The sequence below is a fragment of the Nitrobacter sp. JJSN genome (assembly GCF_051912485.1).
Lineage (GTDB): Bacteria > Pseudomonadota > Alphaproteobacteria > Rhizobiales > Xanthobacteraceae > Nitrobacter.
Genome location: NZ_CP196822.1, coordinates 446812 through 466657 on the forward strand (window position 1 = coordinate 446812; position 19846 = coordinate 466657).

Genomic DNA, 19846 nt, shown 5'->3' on the forward strand with positions numbered 1-19846 from the left:
AATTATTCGGATGATACCTTTGGTATGAACTGCCCAGGGACCGTGCTACAAACAGTATATAATAGAATCCACCCACCGTCTGATGACAAGATGTTGGGGGCAATATCTTTCGAAGAGATTGCCGCCTTGGGCTTCGCTGGGCCACCCGTGAGCTTCCCTCGCAAGACGCGCAGCGACTACTTCTCGTCAGGCCGGCTCGAGCTCTCGATCTGAGCACGCTGATGTCTCCACATGCCAAACGGCGCAACGACATAGCTGAGCAGCGCACAGCCGACCATCCAGGCGATCGCGATCCAAGTCGGCAACTCCACGATCGCCCTTAATCCGAGCGGAGCAAACATCGCCGCAAGCACAGAAATGCAGCCATCACCGCTCTGCCCCACCCAAGGTTAGCCGAGACCTAGGCCCGGTAGGCTCGCAAATACTCGCGGAACTCTCGAACCGACTCACGCACTGGGCTCTAGCCCCTGATGTTTGCCGCTCGCCTTGACGATTTTACTCTACTTGGCGGTGAAGCTGCGAATCGCGAAACTCTCCTGGCGGCAACGCGAACGCACGCCGCCGAACTCTGCGATCCTTGCTCGGCGCAGCTTGTCGAACCAGGGTCCCAGCGCTCGGCCATCGAAGTGATCCGCGAATAGGGCGCGTCCTCCCTGTGATGCCCCAGGTTCGTCGGGATGGTAGTCGGCATCGGGAGGGTAGTCGGCAAAAGTGAACTCACGGTCGGTATTGGCCCATCTGCAACTCCGGAGAATGTCCGCAATTGGGCCGATGTTGGGGGTTGACCGGACATCAAGCGGCCGGCCGCTTAATGAGTACATGCCCTAAATAACGATTTTTGTTTTTCTTGCCAGAATAGGGATAGTCGATGAATTTAATCCCGTGCTTCTTGGTTCGTTCAAGTCGTTTATGATATGCATCATCGCCATAGCGGGCGCGGAAAATTTCTATTCCAATAGCATCGGCATCAAGCAACATATCGTCTTCCTCGATCGCTTGCTGCATCTGTTCGTTGAGCCAAGCGATCCATTTTACCATGATCTCGCGTTTTTCGTTGATCCTCGGATCAAGCGCATAACTGTTGGCTGTAACATCGTGCGGAGGAGCGCCTTCGGAATGGTCAAGTATCAGCTTAATTTCAGATAGAGATAAACGAAGATCGCGTTACCCATAGCTTGCGAAGCCACGCCGCCATGCGTGACAGCTCATCTTCACGCCGGGCATATATTGGAGAGCGTGATTGATGAAGCTGGGATCGGCGTAGGGGTTCTTGGTCTCCTTTCCAGGCTTGGCTCGAACCGGGAAGAAATAGCCGGGATACTTTATCAGATGATCTATGTTGCGGGCTTCCTGTTCCTCCATTCGGCGCAGCGTCAACGTTTCCAACTGGCGCGCTGCATCGGCTCCAAAGCCGATCATAACGACATTGTGCGGCATGTCAGCGCGTCGGTGGTCGACTCGCTTGCGCATGTACGCAGGGATACCCCAGACAAGTCCCGCGTCCTCGTTTGATGGACCTCCAATTTCATAAAAATCAGATATGTGGCTGCCAATGATTGCGCGGCGACGCTGGACTGATCCGGCCAATAACATAACAGCCAGGGATGCTGGCTCATTCATCCCTCCTGACTGAGCGATTGCGATGGCGCGCCCCATCTCCAACGCGGATGGTACATCGCGCTGTTTGTCTTCATCGTCACTGGCAAATAACTGACTAACGTCGATGATGGCAGGTTCTCTTCTGTGCTTCCTTGGCTTGTCAGGTTTTTTCAGCCTAGCCAACAAACCCGCTGGCACAGATGTGTATTGCCGCCTTTCGTCGTGACCGAGAAAGGTCCAGAAGGTGCTGATCACGGCGGGCCTTGGGTGAACGGCACGCCGCCCCGGATGGCGCCGCTCGAGAGCTTGCGCACTTTGGACGTCAGTCCTTTGGCTCTGAGATCAGCGACCAGGCGATTGACGCTCCCCAATTCAAGGTAGCGCTCGAAAATGAGCCGAACGGTTTTTGCTTCGTCCTGGTGGATGAAGAGCTTGCCATCGTTGAGCGAGTAACCGAGTGGAATCATGCCTCCGACCCACAAGCCCTTGCGCTTGGAGGCGGCGATCTTGTCGCGGATGCGCTCGGCTGTGACCTCGCGTTCGAACTGGGCGAAGGATAGCAGGACATTCAGGGTCAAACGGCCCATGGATGTCGTCGTATTGAACTGCTGGGTCACCGACACGAAGGACACGCCATGAGCATCGAACAGTTCAACCAGCTGGGCAAAGTCGGCCAGAGACCGTGTCAGGCGGTCGACCTTATAGACGACAATGACATTGATCTTGCGGGCCCTGATATCATCGAGCAACTTTTGAAGGGCAGGGCGGTCGGTTGATCCGCCCGAGAACCCGCCATCGTCATAGCGCGTCTTGATCAGCGTCCAGCCCGCATGCGCCTGGCTGCGGATATAGGCCTCAGAAGCATCATACTGGGCGTTGAGCGAGTTGAATTCCTGATCGAGCCCGGCATCGGTCGAGACGCGGGTATAGATCGCACAGCGGACGGATTTGCCAACCGACGTCATTATTGTGGCCCCGTAGACCCCGTTGCTGTCCGCAGGCCAAAGAACCGCGGCCCATTCCATTTGGTCCCGGTGATGGCAAAGGCGACCTTGGACAGGCTGTCATAGGTTTTACCCTCAAAGGCAAAGCCATCGGCCAGCACCATCACCCGATGATCCCGTCCATCCCATTCGCGGGTCAGGATGGCGCCCGGCGCGAACTCCTGGTTGCGTTGATCAAGCTTGTCGGTCAGTTTGGTAATCGTAGCCGATCCACCTGATACAACGGCAGCTTTCAATATCTGCACCATTCCGACGTCGAGATCGCCGAAGGCATCGGCCTGGATGCGATAAGCGAGCATTGCGAACAGCAGGTGCTTCGGCAGGTGAACGGGCGCCGAGCGCCCCGTCACAGCCTGCCATCGGAGGCGAAGGGCTTTGAGATCAAGATCAGCCAGACGCGCAATCTCGATCTCAAGAGGGGCCGCATCCATTATGCGACGTGATTGTCTTCGAGGAGCCATCGCTTAGGCGGCCTTGGCCGATTTGCTGATCCCCTTCGTTGAAGGCTTGATGCGGTAGCGTCGGACTTCATCGACACGCTCGGACTCAAGATCTAGCTTCAGTTTCTTGCGAACGATACCGGTAAGGAACCCACGCACCGAATGCGGCTGCCAACCCGTCGCCTTGACGATGGCTTCGATGGTGCAACCATTTGTCGATCGCAGCAAAGCGAGCACCCGAGCCTGTTTGGAATCGGCGCGAGCGCCTGATGCTTTGGTTGGCAAGGCGGATGAGTCGGCAGCCGGCAATACCTTCGATGCCGCTGGCCTTTTTGTCTTGATGCCAACTCGGTTGGCTTTAACGGATCGGGTCGCAGCTAATTTTGAGGCAGAATGTCCGGTCGCTGGCTGCTTTGCTTTGGCTTTGGTCATGAGGATCTCCGTCGTTGCGGGGCATCCATCGCGCCCCACCACTGCTGCCCCGCAGTGGCCAAAAGCCGGCGGGGCAAGATCCTGACGAGCCTATTCGCTCGCTATGCCAGCTACACTAACGCTCCGTTGCCGCCGCAAAGCCAGTCCTTTCTGAGCAATCTTGTTGCTCAACTGGCTCGTATTTGCTCTGTAAAAAAACCGGCGACGAACAAAGCCCCTTGAAGCTACAGCGGTACTCCTTCCAACAAGTAACGGAATCTACGTCGGAGTGGGGTCACGATCGGCGCCGATCGTGACCCCACTCCGATCGGCTTTTTTCCGATTGTCTTTATGGCGTTACTGCCGGCACCTGCTGCACGAGGCTGCTACTTCACCGCCGGTTGTCTTTCCGAAGGCGGCTCGCGGAGCGGCGGCACGCCTTTCGGATGGTCTGGATAAATGAACTCTTCGCCGCGAAGCCATCGCCCGGCGAAGCGGTCCCAAAACTGAACCGCATCTAGCTGTACCGCGAACTCATAAACGCACCACGTCCCGTCGCGTTGAATGCGTTCGCCGTCCCGTCAAACGGGATGCTATGGTGCGGATTCCATGAGTCGAACATGGACCTGCGTCGTGAACGCGCCGCTCTGCCGCTGAGCTAAATCCGCGTAAACGAAGCCGCCGAGCGGAGTATGATCGGTCGACGACTTCGCTAGAGGTGGCTCCGGACTTAGGGCAATGTCCGGTGTTGGTAAGCTAGCGCGGACTCCGACAAGCGCAACGAAACTCGCTCATTAAGCTTGATAGGCGCGTTCCAGGTTAATTCTGGAACCCTTCCTGGGCACAATCCATCAGCGGGTTTGAGGTGAACGTGGTTGCTACCCGTCCGCCCCATATTATGCGCGGTGCGGGCCTAATCGTGACTCGGCCACAAAGCGCTCACGGCAAACTTGGAAACGAAGATGCCAGCACCGACTCCTGCGAAAGCGCCTGCCAGTTTGATCGCGATATCATGCACAGTCCCATGTCTGTAATTCACGAAATACTGGAGGTACTCAAAACCGCAAATAGCACCCGCTAGCAGAATTAAGACGACAAGGAGTCGATGCGGATAGGCAAGTGAGAAGGCAAACCCGAGCACCGCGAGCGCCAGTAATCGCTCAGCATTTGGATGCCCGAACGTCGGACGCAGGCCAAGCGGACCATCCGTGAGAATGAAGATGGTGAGTAAGAGAATCCAGGCCGTTGCTTTAAGTGCTTGTGCCACTACTGCATACTGAGAGAAACACCGATGGTATGCGCCTTGGCTGCCGTTGCGCCTGGTGTTCGCTTCAATGTCTTTGCAATCTTCGCGACGCCAGCCTTTTGCTTCGCGAGCGCCTTGAGAGTGCGAACGTCGTCCTTCGTCCACTCGCGGCGAACAGATGTTTTCTTCTTGGGCAAATCTTCGCTCCTTCAATCGTGAAACGCGCGGTTTAGCAGATCGCGCGTTGTGCGCAAGCCAACGATGAATTTCTCGCGGCGTGGTGGTGGTCGATCGTCGGGTAGCGAATCTTCGGGCGCGACATGATAAGGCCGCGCGCTTCGCCACCGATATTGTCCGCTCCCGCGTTGTTGAAAGTCCTTTCGCTGTATCATGGAACGCCGCCGCTGTTAGCTTCTTCAATGTTGAGAGGGAATGACGACGGCATGAAGGCTAAGCAAGCGGCAACGAAATACGGCACCGCCTCGCTCAATCATTATTTCCCTCGGTTCATTCCCCGGAAGTTCAGTCGGGACTATCTGCCAAAGCTAGGCATTGGCGAGCGCAAGGTGTGGCACTCGCTGCGGCACACATTAAAACCCAACTGTCGCGCGGCGGTGCAGACAAGGCGACATGTGACTACTTGACCGACCATGTTGATGGTTCTGCCGGTGCGGTGTATGTGCATGACGTCTCAGTGGAAGCGATGGCGAATGCAATTGAGAAGATCGCCTTTGATTTTTCATCGAACCAACAGAAGGCTGCTTAAAATATGCCTCCTCCGCGCGACCCAAGCCACGGTCAAACAGCCGAAGAAATCGAGCGCTACTATCGCAACGCCAAGAGTGGCGATCTAGCAGCGGTCAGAAGCAGCCAATATGGACGCCTCGAAATCAAGATCACGACTGTAAGCAACATCAATCCAGAAGCTGGAAGCATACATTTGAACGACGATGCCGTATGGGGCGGAGTCGCTTATTTCTGTGGAGAGCGGAAAGAGTTATTACGCGTCCAGCGGCCAGTCATCGCTTATCGTTCCAAATGTAAACGTTACGGCCTGGGCTAAAGCGAATCCGCGCGGCACCCCCGAATATTGATGTGTTCTATCGCAGCGGACCGAAATGGTCGTTTAGTCTGGCCTTGGCACCAAACGGACGTCTTTAATCTGATAGGAGACCGAAATGTCATCCGAGTCTTCGGCGCACTTTTCCCATTTTTGCGCTTCCGCGAGCCAGTAGTCACGCCGCTTAACATCGGTCTCCGATTTCTCGTGACATACCGCTGCTTCCGCGCGGCACGCAATGTAATGATTCATTTTCGCGGTCATTTCGGAATTTCCAAGCCCGGCGATGATAGCCACTTGTCTAGATCATTCACCATTTTCGTTTCGCGGACCTTCTTCAAAGAAAATCGCGGTTCCTACCCGGAGGAAGTTTTAGCCGCACCGAATGGAAGCTTCCGACGTCCACCTGACATTGCACTTAGCGCAGTGCCATTTGTTGGTGACGATATGGAGCGAATACTGCTAGCTCACGGGTGCTGTCACGGTATACGCGCAAGCGCAGGTATCAGTTCCATCGGGGCGCGATCTTCGAACGGGCAATTCACGAGCGACGCGATTTGCCCATTTGCGCTCTGACCTTCTTTAAAGATGAATTGGATAGATGATGGCGTTCATAGCTGTCTCCCTTTGTGGGCCGGGAGCACACGAACGTCTCTCTGTCGTCAGCGCCGATGATATTGTTCTCGCGATTATTTTATATGGGCAGCCCAGCCGACCATAACCAGAGCCGCGCAACTGAAACCAAAAAAGAAATCGGTCTTCAAACTAGGATATGCGGGGGTCAAATACGACAGTGCCCTTGACTAATCGCACACTGACAAATCCAAGCAACCTGTCGCTAGCGGTTCTGAGGGCGGCGTGATGGGCTGGCGCTCGCAAGAGAATTACGAGCTGACGAACGAACGCGACTTCAAGCGTCTGCCGTTACGTGATCGGAGGATCATTCAATGGGCTGGGTGGGTTGCAGCGCTTGTGATCATGTTTGCCTGCATCTTGGCCGGGCATTTCAGGTGACGGCGTCATGGCCGATGTAACCTATTACGTATCGCTCCCGTTCGGCGCTGGCGACGACGGACCGGAGCCGCGCGAAGCCGTCGAATGCACGAGTGCAAGTGCCGCGATACGAAGTGCTGAACGAATGGCGCGGACTGAGGGAAACATTGGCGCTGTGGCGTTCAGTCGTATAGGCGATCCGGGCAGCGGTGATTTTGCGGATGCTGTTATCCTGAAGGCGTTTGGCGAAGTGCCGGGTGATCTATCAGCCCTCTGAGCGGCGTGCGGCGCGCTACACGGACGGTTCAAGTGCTATTCGGGATAGTGAGCCGCGTTGAAGCCACACCGATAATTCCGAGGACACATAATTGTGGGTTCGCGGCCGAATCTATTTTCTTGAAATTCCGCGGCTTCGGCCGAATAATTGATCAAGGTCCTTGGCTATCAGCAATCCGAGGAGAACGATCATGGCAATCCAGATCGTGATGGACCGCACCGGCGACAGCCGGCACTCTTTCGACCCGAACGATGCACAGGAACTGGCTAAGGCGGAGCAGCGGTTTTACGAGTTGACGAAGGTCGGCTTCACCGCCGCGGTCCGGACCGGTGCGGGTCAGGTCTCACAAATCCGATCGTTCGACCCGAACGCGGAAGAAAGCGTGTTCTTCCCCAGGCTGGTCGGCGGGTAAAACGGTCAACGCCATGTCGCGCCTGATGCGCCCTCGGCCAGGCGAACGCTCGCGTAAGAGAGCCGTAAGGGCGCTTTTCATCAGACACGGGGCCGAGCGAACGCCGGAAGGCCGATCCTTGCGGCTTCTGCGGGAGTGGCTATCGCCGCTGCAACGGACGCAGTTCGCGAAAAAGGGATATTTCGAAGTCGTCGGTAGCGACACGGGCAAGCAGTACAGGATTTATCCCGGCACCATGTTGAACGTCTGCGAGATCGATGAAAAAGGCCGGCCGAGGCTCGGCCTGTGTTTCCGGACGATGGGCGAGCTACCGATCGGAGACGTGATGCTCGCCCAGAAAATCGCATTGGAAAACTGCGAGAGCAGCGTGCTCGAGGTGGCTAAAAGCTCTGTTCCCGACGTTTTCATGTTCCGGCGAGGCAGGCTTCTCGGCTGAGAGCAGTCTGATTTGAACTTTCGCGCGCCTCCGCAGACCCTGCGGTGCGTCAGCCGGACAGACAAGGTCAAGACCACAATGACGGCAAGAGCTATTCCGGTTCTGGCCCTGATCCGCATTACCATTCGATTGCCCTGCGTCAACAAGTGCTCTCTTTCTCAGTCAAGATGAGGTAAATTGTAAGCGGCTACGCTGGAGACGGGCCGTGCTGAAAACGAATGTGGGCCGGACTGCCATAGGCGACGCCGCAATTTCAGCCAACCATCTTACCGCTTTTCCATCATCCATACCGCAGACTCGTTCGCGGAGGTGCCTAAGTCAAAGGAGAAGCCACAATGAATCGGCATACCCTTTTCAACATTGTTGTGATGACGACGATCGGACTCGCAGCGCTGGCTGGCAGCGCCGTTGGTCAGGAGACAGGCGACCACAAGTTGATCGCGCCACAGGACATCATGTGGGGACCAGCGCCACCCTCGCTCCCATACGGCGCGCAGGCGGTAGTGCTGTACGGCGACCCAGGCAAGGAAGGCCTATTTGCTTTTCGGCTGAGAGTGCCGCGCGGCTACCACATTGCGCCGCACACCCATCCCAAGCCAGAGATCGTCACCGTGCTCTCGGGAACAGCGCGCTTGGGGATGGGAACGACGGCCGATCACGACAAGGCTCAGATTCTTCCTGCGGGTAGTTTCTTTGCGGTGTCCCCCGGTTCGGCGCACTATTTCTTCGCCGACGAAGACACGGTTCTTCAGCTCAACAGCACCGGTCCGTGGGGTATTAACTACATCAATCCCAAAGACGATCCGCGTCCGAAGATGTAGTAACGAGATCGCAGGAAGTCTGACTATGCGGGCGGGTAGGCCGTTGTTGCGAGGACGACCTATCGAGGGCGACCTCGTTGCGCGCTCGCGCGGACTAGGTGAATGAACAAGGCTTGTCACTTCCGCTTAAGACCCCTTTCGGATATGGAGCAATGTCCGAAGTTCGTTGTGCAGCATCAAAGCGGACTCTGTCGACGACTACAGATTATGGGTTCACGCCCTAGCCTCAAAAAAGACTGGTGTTTCCGGTCTCTCGAATATTCATAGCTGTCGGCCCGAAGGTCATGGTTGGACGCTTGCTATCTCAGTCACTCAACAAACCGCGCTGCTCCGCTTCAAGCTCTGCCAGAAAACGGCGCATCCGGTTGTCAATTTGAGATCGTGGGCTTAGCAAAAACGTGCCGCGCGATGAAAATTCTCGATCCGGCAGGGGCATCACTTCCTACGACAGCAGCTGCCACAGCTTCTGGCCACGCGCACCGATGTGCTATCGCCTCGAATGATCAGGATCATCGGGGACCTTATGGCTGATTGGAAATATCTCGATGAGCGCCGCGAAAGGGTGACGGATGAGATCGAGGCTCTCGCGCGCGTCGACGAGGGTTGCCGGCAGTTGATCACGGTTCCAGGGGTCGGTCCGATCATCTCAAGTGCGATGGTGGCTGCGATCGGCAATGGCGCTGCCTTTGGGAAAGGACGTGACTTCGCTGCCTGGCTTGGCCTGGTGCCGAAGCAAATGTCGTCGGGTGACCGGACCATCCTTGGCCGTATCACCAAGCGCGGAAACCGCTATCTGCGCATGCTCTTCATCCAAGGAGCTCGGGCCATTCTGATGCGACCGACAAGCTGGACAAAACATAGCTTTGGATCATGGTTGATGGCCGCGGTACGGCGAATGCATCGCAATGTCTTGGCAGTTGCACTCGCCAACAAGCTGGCGCGGATCGCCTGGACTGTGTTGGCGCAAGGACGCAGCTATGAAGCGCGCGTTGAGCCGCGTGTCGAACCGGCAACGGCGTAATCGAGCATGACTGAAACCATAGAGGGAATGTTCAAGATGGAGCGCTAACGTCGACGGCAACGATAGCCGGAAGATTCCTACCGAGGTCTGCGAGTTGGATTGAGGAGATGGAGAAACGGTCTCACCGTCGCATCCGTGATCTTGATATACTTACGGCCTTTCAGGGCCTTGTCGCGAATGAGATCGGATGCGCGCGGATATCCATGATGGCCAGGGAGCAAAACACTCCCTTCAACGGGCCGAATACAGATGCGCGAGATCATCATCTCCAGATCGTCACATCCGGCTTGCACCGCACGGCCGGTCCATACAGGACCGCAGCGAATGACCGGAAAACGTGCTGGCGTCGAAACCGGCGCGGCCCGCATACGCCTTGATGAGGCATTGTCACGTTGTTGAGCTTGCCGGCGCTGATCTGCGGCCATAAGTGTCGATCATGAGCAAAATCAGCTACGCCGGATATCGGTTCCCACCCGTGATTATTCAGCAGGCCGTCTGGCTCTATGCCCGGTTTACCCTCAACCAGCGCTGGTCTCTGGACTTCGTCTCCGACCAGATGACCGACTGCCGGCGCTTCAGGGTGCTGACGGTGGTCGACGACTGCACGCGGGAATGCCTCGCCCTGGTCGCCGACACCTCGCTGTCCGGCATGCGGGTGGCACGCGAACTCAAAGCGCTCATGGCCAAGCGCGGGAATCCGCGCATTGTCGCGGGCTCCCGACAAGCTTATCCTTAGGCCAAACTGCAATTGCCCGCATCGTGAGGCGACGGCGCGAACTCCTCCCGGTGTGCGGATTGCTCATTGCAATGGAGGAATTGCTATGACCGTCGCCCCGTCCCTGCAGAAGTATTTGGATCAGACCGTCACCTACGAACTGATCTCACACGACCCCACCATGTCGTCGACGCGCACTGCCGAAGCCTGCCATGTGCCGGGTGACTGTCTGGCAAAAGGCGTTGTGCTGCGCCGCGACGGCGGTTACCTGCTGGCGATCCTTTCCGCTTCTCGCCACATTCACCTGTCAGACTTGAGAATGCAGCTCGGCGACGAGGTCGCTCTGGCGAGCGAAGACGAGATCACAAAGCTGTTTTGCGACTGCGAACGTGGGGCCGTTCCGCCGGTTGGCGAGTGCTACGGGCTCGACGTTATCGTCGACGACAGCATTGAGGCACAGGGCGAGATCTACATGGAGGGCGGCGATCACGCCACACTCATCCGTCTGGGCCGCGGGCAGTTTGCGCGATTGACCGCGGAGGCCTGGCATGGCCGCTTCACCGCACACGATTGAGCACGTCTGGCTCGACGACATTCACGGCTTGCGGATTTCGGTCCGGGGGCACAATGGCAAGTGGCCGGTTTCAACCATCAAGTTTGTCGAGAAAGATACGCCGTAGCCCTGGCACCGCGCGGCACAGCCGAGATGCGGATCGTCCGACGGAGCGGCGGTGTGCCAAAGACATTGGCCCACCGTGACGGCAAATGACGGTCGAGAGCCATTCACCCGATCCAGATTTGACGGGCAAACAATGCCGCATTCAAGAACAGAGCGCCGCCGAAAAGTCCGATCACTCCCACCATAAGCCAATGAGCGCGGAGTCCAACATCAGCAAGCACGACAAACAGAGGGAATGAAACGAGATTAAACCTGCTCATCGATACAAGCCTGCGGGGCCACCTGACCCGAAGGAATGGACCCGCCGCCGCGCGGTCCTACATTCCGACCGTGTGCACCTCGTCGATATAGGTCACGGCGCCGTAACGCTCGGCGAGATCGCAGATGCGGTTCACCGGCAGACGTCGCCGTCCATGGGAATACAGGCTCTCGAACACGATCAGCTTCGGCCGGCTCGGATCAGCCGCAGCCAGAAGCTGTTCGAGATGCGCCACGTCGTTATGGCGCAAAAATTTTTCACTAACAGTTTCGGCCTGGTGCGTTGGATGGAAACGACGCAAGCGCCAAGGCCGGGACTTGCGAACTGCTGTTGGCAATCTGATCGGCGGCTTCGTGTTCACCGGGTCGCTCTACGTTGCCCGCAACCCCCGCGCGACCGCGCCTCTGGCTACGCCGGCGAAGGTGTCGGCAGAGCAGGCATAGCCGCGGCGATGAATTTACGCGCGACGACCGATGGAGAATTTGACTCCGCCGGGTTTGCAGCATAAGATATATGCACAGTACGTGTTTTATTTGACGTTGATGCGGCAGAAGGGATTTGTCCAACCCCGCCGCACTGTAAGAAGTGGCACCTGATTTCGTCGGCTATGCGTGAATCGCCTACCTGCTGGAAAATGCTGGGGAGGGGTTATGATTCAGGAAGTCGTCTGGGGCGTCTCGATCGTGTTGATGGGGACGCTTGCCGCTGTGTTTGCTTGGGTAGCGATAGGCGCCAATGCCACGCTCGCCGATGCCGATTACGGGTCCGTCATCGCGTCCGCATACCGACTGCGCATCTGGCTGTTCGGCCTCGCGATTATCGTTCTGGTCGGGGCCAATTATGACACCCTTGGCAAACTTCCCTACGTGTCGAATATGTCTGCATCATCGTCTGCCAAAGCGATGCAGCCCGTCGAGGCCGTCGCCGAGCAGTGGTCGTGGAGCATCAAACCAGCCGCGTTTCGGGTCGGAGAAACGGTGGAATTTCACGTCACCAGCACCGACGTGAATCACGGTTTTGCGCTCTACAATCCCGACATGCGCATCGTTGCTCAAACCCAGGCGATGCCCGGATACATCAACGTGCTGCGCTACACCTTCAATGAACCTGGCGCTTATCGGGTGTTGTGCCTCGAATATTGCGGCGTCGCGCATCACGAGATGACGGCGGAAATCAAAGTCTCGGCGCATTGAGCGGCGCGACCAGGAGGATGCTATGACCGTCCAAGCCGTGCAAAGCCGGAGCGGGATGAGCGCGCGCGCCGCAGTTCTTGCCTACATAGTCGTGTCTGGACTTGTTCTATTGCTGATGATGCTGCTCGGACTGACGATGCGCCTGGCGCAGGCGCAATGGATCAATATCCAGCCTGATTTCTTCTACGTCATCATGACTATGCATGGCGCCGGCATGGTCGGCATCGCCGGCTTGAGCGGTGCTGCGGTGATGTGGTATTTTGTGCGTCGCTATGCGCCGGTGTCGACCGCGGTGTTCGTCGCCAATTTGGTGTTCTTCCTGATCGGCGCCGTGCTCATTCTCGGTGCCGGTTTCATCGGCGGATTCGCCGCAGCCTGGACCTTCTTGTTCCCGCTGCCCGCACATTCCGGCGAGCTTTGGTCGGTCAATGCAGCAGCTTCCTACATGGCGGGCTTGCTGTTCATCGGCGTCGGCTTTCTGCTGCTGCATCTCGACATCGCCCGCGGCATTCTTTCCGTCTATGGCGGGCTGGGCGCGGCGCTCGGTGTCAAACAGGCATTCGGTCTGGCGCCGGAAGATGAAGGGCCGCCGGCTGCCGTTACCGCATCGACGATGGTGCTGATCGTCAACATCCTCGGCATCCTGCTCGGCGCCGCTGTGCTCGTCGTCTCGCTGGTCAATTTGTACGTGCCAAGCTTCGCCTTCAACGCGTTGGCGGCGAAGAACATGATCTTTTTCTTCGGGCACGTCTTTATTAACGCCACGATCTACATGGCGGTGATCGCGGTCTACGAGATCTTGCCTGCCTGTACCCATCGCAAGTGGAAGACGAACCGCGCATTCTATTTTGCCTGGGTGCTCTCGGCGGTGATGGTGCTGGCCGTCTACCCGCATCACTTGCTGATGGACTTTGCCATGCCGACCTGGGTGCTGATCGCCAGCCAGATCATCTCCTGGGTGAGTGGCCTGCCGGTGCTGCTGGTGACTGCCTTCGGCGCGCTCACCAATGTCTATCGTTCCGGGATCAAGTGGACCGTAGCGGCGGGCCTTGTCTTCGTCGGAGTGGCCGGCTGGGCGATCGGCGTCATCCCGGCGATCGCCGATGGAACCATCGAGGTGAACAGCTTCATGCACAACACGCAATGGGTACCCGGCCACTTCCATACCTATCTGCTGCTTGGCATGGTGGCGATGTTCTTCGGCTTCATGACCTACCTTGTCCCCAGGAGGACGAGTGCTTTGCTGCCGTTCGGCTTCTGGCTCTATGTCGTCGGCGGTTCGGTATTTGTGCTTTCCTTCCTCGCCGCTGGTAGCGTCAGCGTACCGCGCCGCTACGCGGTGCATCTGCCGGAATGGTTGCCTTATGACCGGGTGGCTTCGATCGGCGCGGCGCTAACGGTGTTAGGGGCATTGATCCTGGTGCTGAATTTCGTCATCGGTTTGCCCTCGGCAATGCGCGAGGAAGCCGAAACATGATGACTCGCGGCTTTCTCCCTCTACTTGCGATCGTTGCTGCGACGGGAATCGCGGCGCTCGCTTGGGAGACCGATGGATTTCGCGTCGTCACCGGCGCCGGCGCGCGGCAATTGTCCATTGAACGCACGCCACTTCTCCTCCCGGATGTGCGACTGGTCGATCAGGACGGTCATGCCTTCGCGTTGAGTTCGTACAAGGGTAGGCCCGTCCTGGTCGACTTCATTTACACCCGCTGCCCGACGCTGTGCGGCGTGCTCGGTGATGACTTTCATGGCGTTCTGCAACTCATGCGCGACGCGGGAGCCGGCGCGCCGCTCGACTTACTCAGCATCAGCTTCGATCCGCAAAACGACGATCGGGAGGCGTTGCAGCTTTACGGCGACCGCTATGGCGCGAAGGCGCCGCGCTGGCGGATCGCCGCGATCGCCGACGAGCGCGGCCTTGCCGAGTTGAAGCAAAGCCTCGGCGTCGTCGTTATCCCCGACGGCATGGGCGGCTTCATTCATAACAGCGCCGTCTATCTCGTCGACGCACGAGGGCGCTTGGTCCGCATCCTCGATCCCGATTCGCCTCCACAGCTTCTCGCTGACGCGCTGCGCGTGTCGTTGCCATGAGCCTCCGCTTGTGTTTCGTGGCCGTCATCGGATCATGGCTCGCCCTGTGGCTGTGGCCGGTGCGCATCGCTCTCGAGAGCGACATGGCAGTGCATATGACGATACAGGTGCCTCTGCTGATCGGCATCGGCTTGTTGCTTGCGAGCGGTGCCCGAGCACATGAGCCGCACTGGCTCGCCGATGCCGACTGGCTCGGTATCCCCGGTATGGTAATGGTAGTGTTGGGCACTTCTTTCTGGATGCTGCCACGCGCCCTCGATGGTGCGGTCGCTGATCCGTTGGTCGATGCAGCCAAGTTCTTGAGTCTGCCGCTGCTGGTGGGGTTACCCTTGGGCCTGTCTTGGCGCCGCATGCCGCCACTCGGCCGCGCGTTCATCTGGGCCAATTTCATTCCCAAGCTGGGCGCGATCGGTGGCCTCTATCTGGCGGCGCCAACGCGGCTTTGCGCCTATTATCGTCTCGACCAGCAGGCCTTGGCCGGCTGGACGCTGATCGTCCTCGCTGTCGTGCTGGGCCTGTTATGGTTCATCGTCGCGTTCGTCGGCTATCGTCCCCTGTCTGTACCGAAAACCTCAAATCCGGCCATAGTGGTGATGAAGTCCGCCCAGGATGGCGCGTGAACGAATGACACCGGTGTGCTGCACTGAGCGAGAGACCGGTGCATCCTTTTTCAAAGACCGATGCGTTCTGAAACGGTTGTAATAGTCAGCGTAAGATTTCAGGACCCGACGCAAATGTGCCTCGCCACAGATGATTGCGTGATCGAGACACTCGCGACGGATCGATCCAATCAGCCGTTCGGCAAAGCCATTCTGCCAGGGTGAGGCCGGTGCAATAGGCTTGTCCCGGATGCCCATGGCACGCAGTCGGCGTGTGACGACCGCACCGTAGATGCGATCACGGTCCCGGATCATGTAACCCGGAGCACCGTCCCAAGGAAAAGCCTCGGTAATCTGCCGAGCGATCCACTCCGCCGTCGGGTTGGCTGTGACGTTGATCCAGACGAGATCTCTGCGATCAATCCGTACAATCACGAAGCCGTACAGCAGTTCGAAGCCAATGGTCGGGACCACAAACAAATCCATGGCGGCAATGTCCGGAGCGTGGTTTCGCAGGAAGGTCTTCCACCCCTGACTGGGCGGTCCACGTCGTTTCACCATGTACCTGGCGACGGTTGATTGGGCGACGCTAAACCCAAGCTTGATCAGTTCGCCGTGGATGCGCGGCGCACCCCAAAGCAAATTCTCCATGTTGATCTGCCGGATCAGCGCACGCAGGTCCGCTTCGATTTGCGGGCGACCACCCCGCCGCCGCGATTCCCGCCGCCAGTAGCAGCGAAAGCCCGCCCGATGCCAACGCACGAGGGTTTCAAGTTGGACAATCGTGATAACCGTCAGGATTGATGGAAACCAGCGATACAGCTGGACGAAGAACCAACGATCGTGGTTTGTGAGCCGGACGCGGCCACGCAGCTTGCGCCGCAATACAATCACCTGATGTCGGAGCGCGGCATTCTCTGCCTCAAGCCGCAACTTCGACTTGAATGGCGAGGCCAGGACGGCCAGAACGAAACAGAGCAGCCCGATCATGCCACCAGATTAGGCGATTCCGCCACATCATCAACTCGGATGAGGTTTTCGGCACACACACCCACGGCACGACATACGATCCGGCCCAAACACCACGGCCCCCGCGCTCCGCTTCCTTCTGAGCGCCTGCATACTTTCCGTTTGAGTACCTAGCAGGGCGCTGAAAAACGGTCTCGCGTTTGGATCGATTTGATGATTCCGTTGTTGCGGGCGAGACGACGGGGGTGATTTGCGATGCGAGGCGGGGAAGAGCGATCGGACGGGATGTTCAGCTATGTTCGGCTGGAGAATCGCGTTGCGAAGGATCATCCGCTGCGGCCGATCCGTGCACTGGTCGATGAGGTTCTGGCCGGGATGAGTACCCGGTTCGCCGCGCTTTATTCGCATACCGGTCGTCCCTCGATCCCGCCGGAGCAATTGCTGAAGGCGCTGCTGCTGCAGGCGTTCTTTTCGGTGCGGTCGGAGCGGCAACTGATGGAGCAGCTCGACTATAATCTGCTGTTCCGCTGGTTCGTCGGATTGTCGATGGATGCGTCGGTTTGGGACGCCACGACGTTTACGAAGAATCGTGACCGGCTGCTTCAAGGCGACGTGGCGCGCGAGTTCCTGGCGGCGGTTCTGTCGCAGCCGCGGGTGAAGCGGCTTCTGTCGAACGACCACTTCAGCGTCGACGGCACGTTGATTGAGGCCTGGGCGTCGATGAAGAGCGTGCGGCCGAAAGACGATGGCGCGCCACCCCCATCCGGTGATGGCGGCCGCAACGTCGAGGTAAACTTCAGGGGCGAGAGGCGCACCAACGATACGCACGCCTCGACGACGGACCCTTCGGCGAAGCTCTACAAGAAAAGCCCCGGCGTCGGGGCCGCGCTGTGCTTCATGGGACATGCCCTGATGGAGAACCGCAACGGGCTGATCGTCGACGCCGTGCTGACGCCGGTCGATGGCCATGCCGAGCGCGCCGCTGCGCTGATCATGGTCGAACCGTTGGCGGACCGCCCGACGCGCATCACGCTCGGCGCGGACAAGGGCTACGACGCCGGCGACTTCGTCAACGAACTGCGCTCCATGAATGTGACGCCACACGTCGCGGCGAAGGAGAAGCATTCCACCATCGACAGCCGCACCACCTGTCATGCCGGGTACAGGACGAGTTTGCGGATCAGAAAGCGGATCGAGGAGGCGTTCGGCTGGATCAAGACCGTCGCTGGTCAGCGCAAGACAAAATTCCGCGGCGTGGATCGCGTCGGATGGGCCTTCACGCTGGCTGTCGCCGCCTACAACCTCATCCGCATCCCGAAACTGATCTTCTCATGATGACCAACGCATCGTCCCCGACGCGTGCGGAAAACCAGACGGTGCCAATGGTCGGACGTCGATGCGATTGGCGACAGCAAGAGCCCTATGCAAGTTGTTCAGCAGCCTGCTAGGCCAATCGAACGCGAGCCATCGGCAGCTTTGCTGCTTTCCAGGCTTCAAATCCGCCGTCGAGCGTTTCCGCCGGCACTCCGGAATGCCGTAGCCACGCCGCGGCACCCTCGCGGCGCGTTAGCGGAAACGGCAATGAAGACTCTGAAGCCGTGCAATCAATAAAAGCGACCTTGGCGGAGCACGCTGTTGAGCCGGAGCCGATGGCGTCTCCATACGGCAACTTGAAATGGCCACTTTGCGCTCTTATATAACTTTGGTCGATCCGGATCTGTTCGGCCAGTTCTCTGTGTTCTTGATCGAGTGCCGAGTCGAACCTCCTTTGCCCGTCGAAGTCTGATCGCTGTGCCCAGTGCGCCCATCGACTGCGTGGTATTCGATAATTCCTCGAACGAACGTCGCAGGCCTCCGCTGGCGACATACGGACTAACATGAAAAACATTCCTGAACTTAAACCAGCGGCAGCACAGCCGCGCTCAAATACGAAAGCTATGACCAATGCAACGCCGCGAAGATCCAAGTCACGGAGAACTGGGTCTCCCGGACATCGCCCCGTCCAGGCGAGGAACTCTCAAAACGCAACAAGGAACTATGAACGCTACCTGGTCCTGGCCCGCGCCGAAGCTCTGACCGGAGACCGGATCGTGGCGGAGAATTACTACCAGCACGCCGAACACTATTTCCGGTCAATGGCGGAGAATGCGAATTAAGAACGGCAACGAAACCTGGCGGACCGCAACAGCCAATTCGCATTTGTCGACGACAGTCAGTAATACTTGGGTGTCGGCGGTCCGTCTGCCAGTTCCTCGCGCCCCGCCGAATGAGGCGTCATCACGCTGTTCATTGGGCGCCTCCCGCGGCTTCCGGCCACTCGGCGGTCTCATCAGTGCGCTCTGTTGCCATCTCCTTAAACGTCTTACCCGTCTGCTGAAGGACCTGTCCCTGTCGCAAACTCAATCCGGCTGGCGGTTGATCGAGAATTGGGCGATGCTGCTGCCCGATGTTGGATTTGTGCAGACTGATCTTTGGAATGGTGATGGACCTGCTGCGGTCGCGAGTAGCGCTTGAGGCAGAAGTTCTAGTCTTGAGGCAACAAATCAATGTGCTGCGGCGAACCCGTTCCAGGAGGCCTCCCTTCATCTCGATTGACCGACTGATATTGGGAGGTGTCTGCCGACTGTTTCCCAAGATGTATGATGCACTGGCGATCGTCCGATCGGACACCGTGATCCGTTGGCATCGTGCCGGTTTCAGATCGTATTGGCGCTGGAAATCGAGGCATCGCTGCGGTCGACCGGCTGTGCCGTTAGAAATTCGCCGGCTGATCCGCGCGATGAGCATCGCCAATCCGTTGTGGGGAGCACCGAGAATCCATGGCGAGCTTCTCAAGCTTGGCATCGAGATCGGCCAGACCAGTGTGGCCAAGTATATGGCGCGGAGGAGGGCTCCTCCGTCGCAGGGGTGGAAGACGTTCCTTCGTAACCACGCTGACGGGATCACCGCGAGGGACCTTTTTGTCGTGCCGACAATCTTCTTTCGTCCTGTCTATGGAGTGCTGATTATGGGCCATGGCCGGCGGCAGATCCTATGGTTTGGGGTCACCGCGCATCCGATGGCCGAATGGATCGCCAATCAACTGACGGAGGCGTGTGGCTGGGAACAAATCCCTCGTTACCTGATCCGGGAACGCGATGGCGCCTACGGCGAAATATTCCTGCGTCGGGTTCGGTCCATCGGCATTCGCGATCGTCCGACGTCTCCTCGCTCACCCTGGCAAAACGCATACGCAGAACGGCTGATCGGATCGATCCGCAGGGAATGCATTGATCATGTCGTGGTCTTCGGCGAACGCCATCTGCGTCACGTGCTGCTCTCGTACATGAGCTACTACAACGGCACGCGCACCCATTTGTCATTGAACAAGGACGCGCCGATGTCGCGCGCCGCCGAGACAGCCGGACGCATTCTCTGTCGTCCGATCCTGGGCGGACTGCATCATCAATATACCCGGATTTGATTTGCGGTAGGCACAGGTGGGACGACGTCTGCTGTTGGGGGTAGAACGGACATGCCGTTCAAGCGGGCCGACTTCCGAGTTTGACCCAAATGTATGGTCCGGCCGTGCGTTGCAAGAGGTTTTCGTCGAGCTGGCATTCAGCGGTCTTGCATCAATGT

Annotated in this window: 23 protein-coding genes, 1 tRNA gene and 6 pseudogenes; 18 read left to right on the forward strand and 12 right to left on the reverse strand. The window is 58.1% G+C overall.

Going from position 1 to position 19846, the window contains the following annotated elements:
- Positions 1-176: 176 nt before the first annotated feature.
- The 8 genes and pseudogenes from ACSZOQ_RS02205 to ACSZOQ_RS02240 all read right to left on the reverse strand — a co-directional run bounded on the left by ACSZOQ_RS02205 (position 177) and on the right by ACSZOQ_RS02240 (position 4721).
- Positions 177-311, reverse strand: coding sequence for a hypothetical protein (locus ACSZOQ_RS02205; protein WP_439924463.1), 135 nt, complete (start codon positions 309-311; stop codon positions 177-179).
- A gap of 481 nt (positions 312-792) precedes the next feature.
- Positions 793-1038 carry a hypothetical protein gene (locus ACSZOQ_RS02210; RefSeq protein ID WP_439924464.1) on the reverse strand — a complete coding sequence of 82 codons (246 nt, stop codon included), beginning with the start codon at positions 1036-1038 and terminating at the stop codon, positions 793-795.
- 126 nt (positions 1039-1164) lie between these two features.
- Positions 1165-1854 (reverse strand): hypothetical protein, encoded by a 690-nt coding sequence (locus ACSZOQ_RS02215; protein ID WP_439924465.1) that lies wholly within the window; start codon positions 1852-1854, stop codon positions 1165-1167.
- A gap of 2 nt (positions 1855-1856) precedes the next feature.
- Positions 1857-2564, reverse strand: a pseudogene (locus ACSZOQ_RS02220) (recombinase family protein); the annotation flags it as partial.
- The gene (locus ACSZOQ_RS02225) at positions 2564-3064 is read right to left on the reverse strand and encodes a DUF2924 domain-containing protein (protein WP_439924466.1); all 501 of its coding nucleotides are present in this window, start codon (positions 3062-3064) and stop codon (positions 2564-2566) included. The pseudogene ACSZOQ_RS02220 and the gene ACSZOQ_RS02225, both read right to left, overlap by 1 nt.
- A gap of 3 nt (positions 3065-3067) precedes the next feature.
- On the reverse strand, positions 3068-3475 hold the full coding sequence (locus tag ACSZOQ_RS02230) for a DUF3489 domain-containing protein (RefSeq protein WP_439925921.1): 408 nt from the start codon (positions 3473-3475) through the stop codon (positions 3068-3070).
- Positions 3476-4050: 575 nt separating this feature from the next.
- A tRNA-OTHER gene (locus ACSZOQ_RS02235) sits at positions 4051-4122 on the reverse strand.
- 245 nt (positions 4123-4367) lie between these two features.
- Positions 4368-4721: a VanZ family protein gene (locus ACSZOQ_RS02240; RefSeq protein ID WP_439924467.1), complete on the reverse strand. Its 354-nt coding sequence runs from the start codon at positions 4719-4721 to the stop codon at positions 4368-4370.
- A 547-nt stretch (positions 4722-5268) separates the two neighbouring features.
- On the opposite strand from ACSZOQ_RS02240, the gene ACSZOQ_RS02245 reads away from it, so the two are divergent.
- Positions 5269-5466 (forward strand): hypothetical protein, encoded by a 198-nt coding sequence (locus tag ACSZOQ_RS02245; RefSeq protein ID WP_439924468.1) that lies wholly within the window; start codon positions 5269-5271, stop codon positions 5464-5466.
- A 3-nt stretch (positions 5467-5469) separates the two neighbouring features.
- Positions 5470-5763 carry a hypothetical protein gene (locus tag ACSZOQ_RS02250; protein WP_439924469.1) on the forward strand — a complete coding sequence of 98 codons (294 nt, stop codon included), beginning with the start codon at positions 5470-5472 and terminating at the stop codon, positions 5761-5763.
- 63 nt (positions 5764-5826) lie between these two features.
- Here the strand turns inward: ACSZOQ_RS02250 and ACSZOQ_RS02255 are convergent, their stop codons facing one another.
- Positions 5827-6057 carry a hypothetical protein gene (locus ACSZOQ_RS02255; protein ID WP_439924470.1) on the reverse strand — a complete coding sequence of 77 codons (231 nt, stop codon included), beginning with the start codon at positions 6055-6057 and terminating at the stop codon, positions 5827-5829.
- A 724-nt stretch (positions 6058-6781) separates the two neighbouring features.
- On the opposite strand from ACSZOQ_RS02255, the gene ACSZOQ_RS02260 reads away from it, so the two are divergent.
- The 8 genes and pseudogenes from ACSZOQ_RS02260 to ACSZOQ_RS02295 form a co-directional block, all read left to right on the forward strand.
- Entirely contained in the window at positions 6782-7030 is a 249-nt protein-coding gene (locus tag ACSZOQ_RS02260) for a hypothetical protein (RefSeq protein WP_439924471.1), read from the forward strand.
- 190 nt (positions 7031-7220) lie between these two features.
- The gene (locus ACSZOQ_RS02265) at positions 7221-7442 is read left to right on the forward strand and encodes a hypothetical protein (protein ID WP_300162325.1); all 222 of its coding nucleotides are present in this window, start codon (positions 7221-7223) and stop codon (positions 7440-7442) included.
- Between the two features lie 13 nt (positions 7443-7455).
- Positions 7456-7878, forward strand: coding sequence for a hypothetical protein (locus tag ACSZOQ_RS02270; RefSeq protein WP_439924472.1), 423 nt, complete (start codon positions 7456-7458; stop codon positions 7876-7878).
- A 335-nt stretch (positions 7879-8213) separates the two neighbouring features.
- Positions 8214-8699 (forward strand): cupin domain-containing protein, encoded by a 486-nt coding sequence (locus tag ACSZOQ_RS02275; RefSeq protein WP_439924473.1) that lies wholly within the window; start codon positions 8214-8216, stop codon positions 8697-8699.
- A gap of 418 nt (positions 8700-9117) precedes the next feature.
- A pseudogene (locus tag ACSZOQ_RS02280) lies at positions 9118-9720 on the forward strand (IS110 family transposase); the annotation flags it as partial.
- A 520-nt stretch (positions 9721-10240) separates the two neighbouring features.
- A pseudogene (locus ACSZOQ_RS02285) lies at positions 10241-10429 on the forward strand (DDE-type integrase/transposase/recombinase); the annotation flags it as partial.
- Positions 10430-10541: 112 nt separating this feature from the next.
- Positions 10542-11009 (forward strand): aminoacyl-tRNA deacylase, encoded by a 468-nt coding sequence (locus ACSZOQ_RS02290; protein ID WP_439924474.1) that lies wholly within the window; start codon positions 10542-10544, stop codon positions 11007-11009.
- A pseudogene (locus ACSZOQ_RS02295) lies at positions 11002-11115 on the forward strand (PRC-barrel domain containing protein); the annotation flags it as partial. The gene ACSZOQ_RS02290 and the pseudogene ACSZOQ_RS02295, both read left to right, overlap by 8 nt.
- Positions 11116-11414: 299 nt before the next feature.
- Here ACSZOQ_RS02295 and ACSZOQ_RS02300 read toward each other — a convergent pair.
- Positions 11415-11632: pseudogene (locus ACSZOQ_RS02300) on the reverse strand (aminotransferase class I/II-fold pyridoxal phosphate-dependent enzyme); the annotation flags it as partial.
- A 58-nt stretch (positions 11633-11690) separates the two neighbouring features.
- On the opposite strand from ACSZOQ_RS02300, the gene ACSZOQ_RS02305 reads away from it, so the two are divergent.
- The 5 genes from ACSZOQ_RS02305 (at position 11691) to ACSZOQ_RS02325 (ending at position 15277) form a co-directional block, all read left to right on the forward strand.
- Positions 11691-11816, forward strand: a complete 126-nt coding sequence (locus ACSZOQ_RS02305) for a hypothetical protein (protein ID WP_439924475.1) — start codon at positions 11691-11693, stop codon at positions 11814-11816.
- A gap of 207 nt (positions 11817-12023) precedes the next feature.
- Positions 12024-12566, forward strand: a complete 543-nt coding sequence (locus ACSZOQ_RS02310) for a hypothetical protein (RefSeq protein WP_439924476.1) — start codon at positions 12024-12026, stop codon at positions 12564-12566.
- Positions 12567-12621: 55 nt separating this feature from the next.
- Positions 12622-14043: a cbb3-type cytochrome c oxidase subunit I gene (locus tag ACSZOQ_RS02315; protein WP_439924477.1), complete on the forward strand. Its 1422-nt coding sequence runs from the start codon at positions 12622-12624 to the stop codon at positions 14041-14043.
- Complete coding sequence (locus ACSZOQ_RS02320) at positions 14040-14657, forward strand: SCO family protein (RefSeq protein WP_439924478.1); 618 nt, start codon at positions 14040-14042, stop codon at positions 14655-14657. The genes ACSZOQ_RS02315 and ACSZOQ_RS02320 overlap by 4 nt, the downstream gene beginning before the upstream one ends.
- On the forward strand, positions 14654-15277 hold the full coding sequence (locus ACSZOQ_RS02325) for a hypothetical protein (protein ID WP_439924479.1): 624 nt from the start codon (positions 14654-14656) through the stop codon (positions 15275-15277). The genes ACSZOQ_RS02320 and ACSZOQ_RS02325 overlap by 4 nt, the downstream gene beginning before the upstream one ends.
- On the opposite strand, the gene ACSZOQ_RS02330 is transcribed toward ACSZOQ_RS02325, so the two are convergent.
- Positions 15230-16246, reverse strand: coding sequence for an integrase core domain-containing protein (locus tag ACSZOQ_RS02330; protein WP_439924480.1), 1017 nt, complete (start codon positions 16244-16246; stop codon positions 15230-15232). The genes ACSZOQ_RS02325 and ACSZOQ_RS02330 overlap by 48 nt on opposite strands.
- Positions 16247-16480: 234 nt before the next feature.
- Between ACSZOQ_RS02330 and ACSZOQ_RS02335 the strand changes: the two genes are divergently transcribed.
- Positions 16481-17560 (forward strand): IS5 family transposase, encoded by a 1080-nt coding sequence (locus ACSZOQ_RS02335; RefSeq protein ID WP_439922928.1) that lies wholly within the window; start codon positions 16481-16483, stop codon positions 17558-17560.
- Between the two features lie 121 nt (positions 17561-17681).
- Here the strand turns inward: ACSZOQ_RS02335 and ACSZOQ_RS02340 are convergent.
- Positions 17682-17783 (reverse strand): annotated as a pseudogene (locus ACSZOQ_RS02340) (sulfurtransferase); the annotation flags it as partial.
- 379 nt (positions 17784-18162) lie between these two features.
- Here ACSZOQ_RS02340 and ACSZOQ_RS02345 point away from each other — a divergent pair.
- Positions 18163-18381, forward strand: a complete 219-nt coding sequence (locus ACSZOQ_RS02345) for a DUF4167 domain-containing protein (protein WP_439925922.1) — start codon at positions 18163-18165, stop codon at positions 18379-18381.
- A 590-nt stretch (positions 18382-18971) separates the two neighbouring features.
- The gene (locus ACSZOQ_RS02350) at positions 18972-19688 is read left to right on the forward strand and encodes an integrase core domain-containing protein (RefSeq protein ID WP_439924481.1); all 717 of its coding nucleotides are present in this window, start codon (positions 18972-18974) and stop codon (positions 19686-19688) included.
- Positions 19689-19846 lie beyond the last annotated feature (158 nt).

What these genes read in the sequence shown, in the direction of transcription:
- ACSZOQ_RS02335 (WP_439922928.1), top strand. Translation starts at nt 16,481, where the DNA reads ATGCGAGGCGGGGAAGAGCGATCGGACGGGATGTTCAGCTATGTTCGG.
- ACSZOQ_RS02330 (WP_439924480.1), bottom strand. Translation starts at nt 16,246, where the DNA reads ATGATCGGGCTGCTCTGTTTCGTTCTGGCCGTCCTGGCCTCGCCATTC.
- ACSZOQ_RS02225 (WP_439924466.1), bottom strand. Translation starts at nt 3,064, where the DNA reads ATGGCTCCTCGAAGACAATCACGTCGCATAATGGATGCGGCCCCTCTT.
- ACSZOQ_RS02260 (WP_439924471.1), top strand. Translation starts at nt 6,782, where the DNA reads ATGGCCGATGTAACCTATTACGTATCGCTCCCGTTCGGCGCTGGCGAC.
- ACSZOQ_RS02345 (WP_439925922.1), top strand. Translation starts at nt 18,163, where the DNA reads ATGACCAATGCAACGCCGCGAAGATCCAAGTCACGGAGAACTGGGTCT.
- ACSZOQ_RS02210 (WP_439924464.1), bottom strand. Translation starts at nt 1,038, where the DNA reads ATGGTAAAATGGATCGCTTGGCTCAACGAACAGATGCAGCAAGCGATC.
- ACSZOQ_RS02310 (WP_439924476.1), top strand. Translation starts at nt 12,024, where the DNA reads ATGATTCAGGAAGTCGTCTGGGGCGTCTCGATCGTGTTGATGGGGACG.
- ACSZOQ_RS02275 (WP_439924473.1), top strand. Translation starts at nt 8,214, where the DNA reads ATGAATCGGCATACCCTTTTCAACATTGTTGTGATGACGACGATCGGA.
- ACSZOQ_RS02315 (WP_439924477.1), top strand. Translation starts at nt 12,622, where the DNA reads ATGAGCGCGCGCGCCGCAGTTCTTGCCTACATAGTCGTGTCTGGACTT.
- ACSZOQ_RS02320 (WP_439924478.1), top strand. Translation starts at nt 14,040, where the DNA reads ATGATGACTCGCGGCTTTCTCCCTCTACTTGCGATCGTTGCTGCGACG.
- ACSZOQ_RS02265 (WP_300162325.1), top strand. Translation starts at nt 7,221, where the DNA reads ATGGCAATCCAGATCGTGATGGACCGCACCGGCGACAGCCGGCACTCT.
- ACSZOQ_RS02290 (WP_439924474.1), top strand. Translation starts at nt 10,542, where the DNA reads ATGACCGTCGCCCCGTCCCTGCAGAAGTATTTGGATCAGACCGTCACC.
- ACSZOQ_RS02250 (WP_439924469.1), top strand. Translation starts at nt 5,470, where the DNA reads ATGCCTCCTCCGCGCGACCCAAGCCACGGTCAAACAGCCGAAGAAATC.
- ACSZOQ_RS02325 (WP_439924479.1), top strand. Translation starts at nt 14,654, where the DNA reads ATGAGCCTCCGCTTGTGTTTCGTGGCCGTCATCGGATCATGGCTCGCC.
- ACSZOQ_RS02270 (WP_439924472.1), top strand. Translation starts at nt 7,456, where the DNA reads ATGTCGCGCCTGATGCGCCCTCGGCCAGGCGAACGCTCGCGTAAGAGA.
- ACSZOQ_RS02230 (WP_439925921.1), bottom strand. Translation starts at nt 3,475, where the DNA reads ATGACCAAAGCCAAAGCAAAGCAGCCAGCGACCGGACATTCTGCCTCA.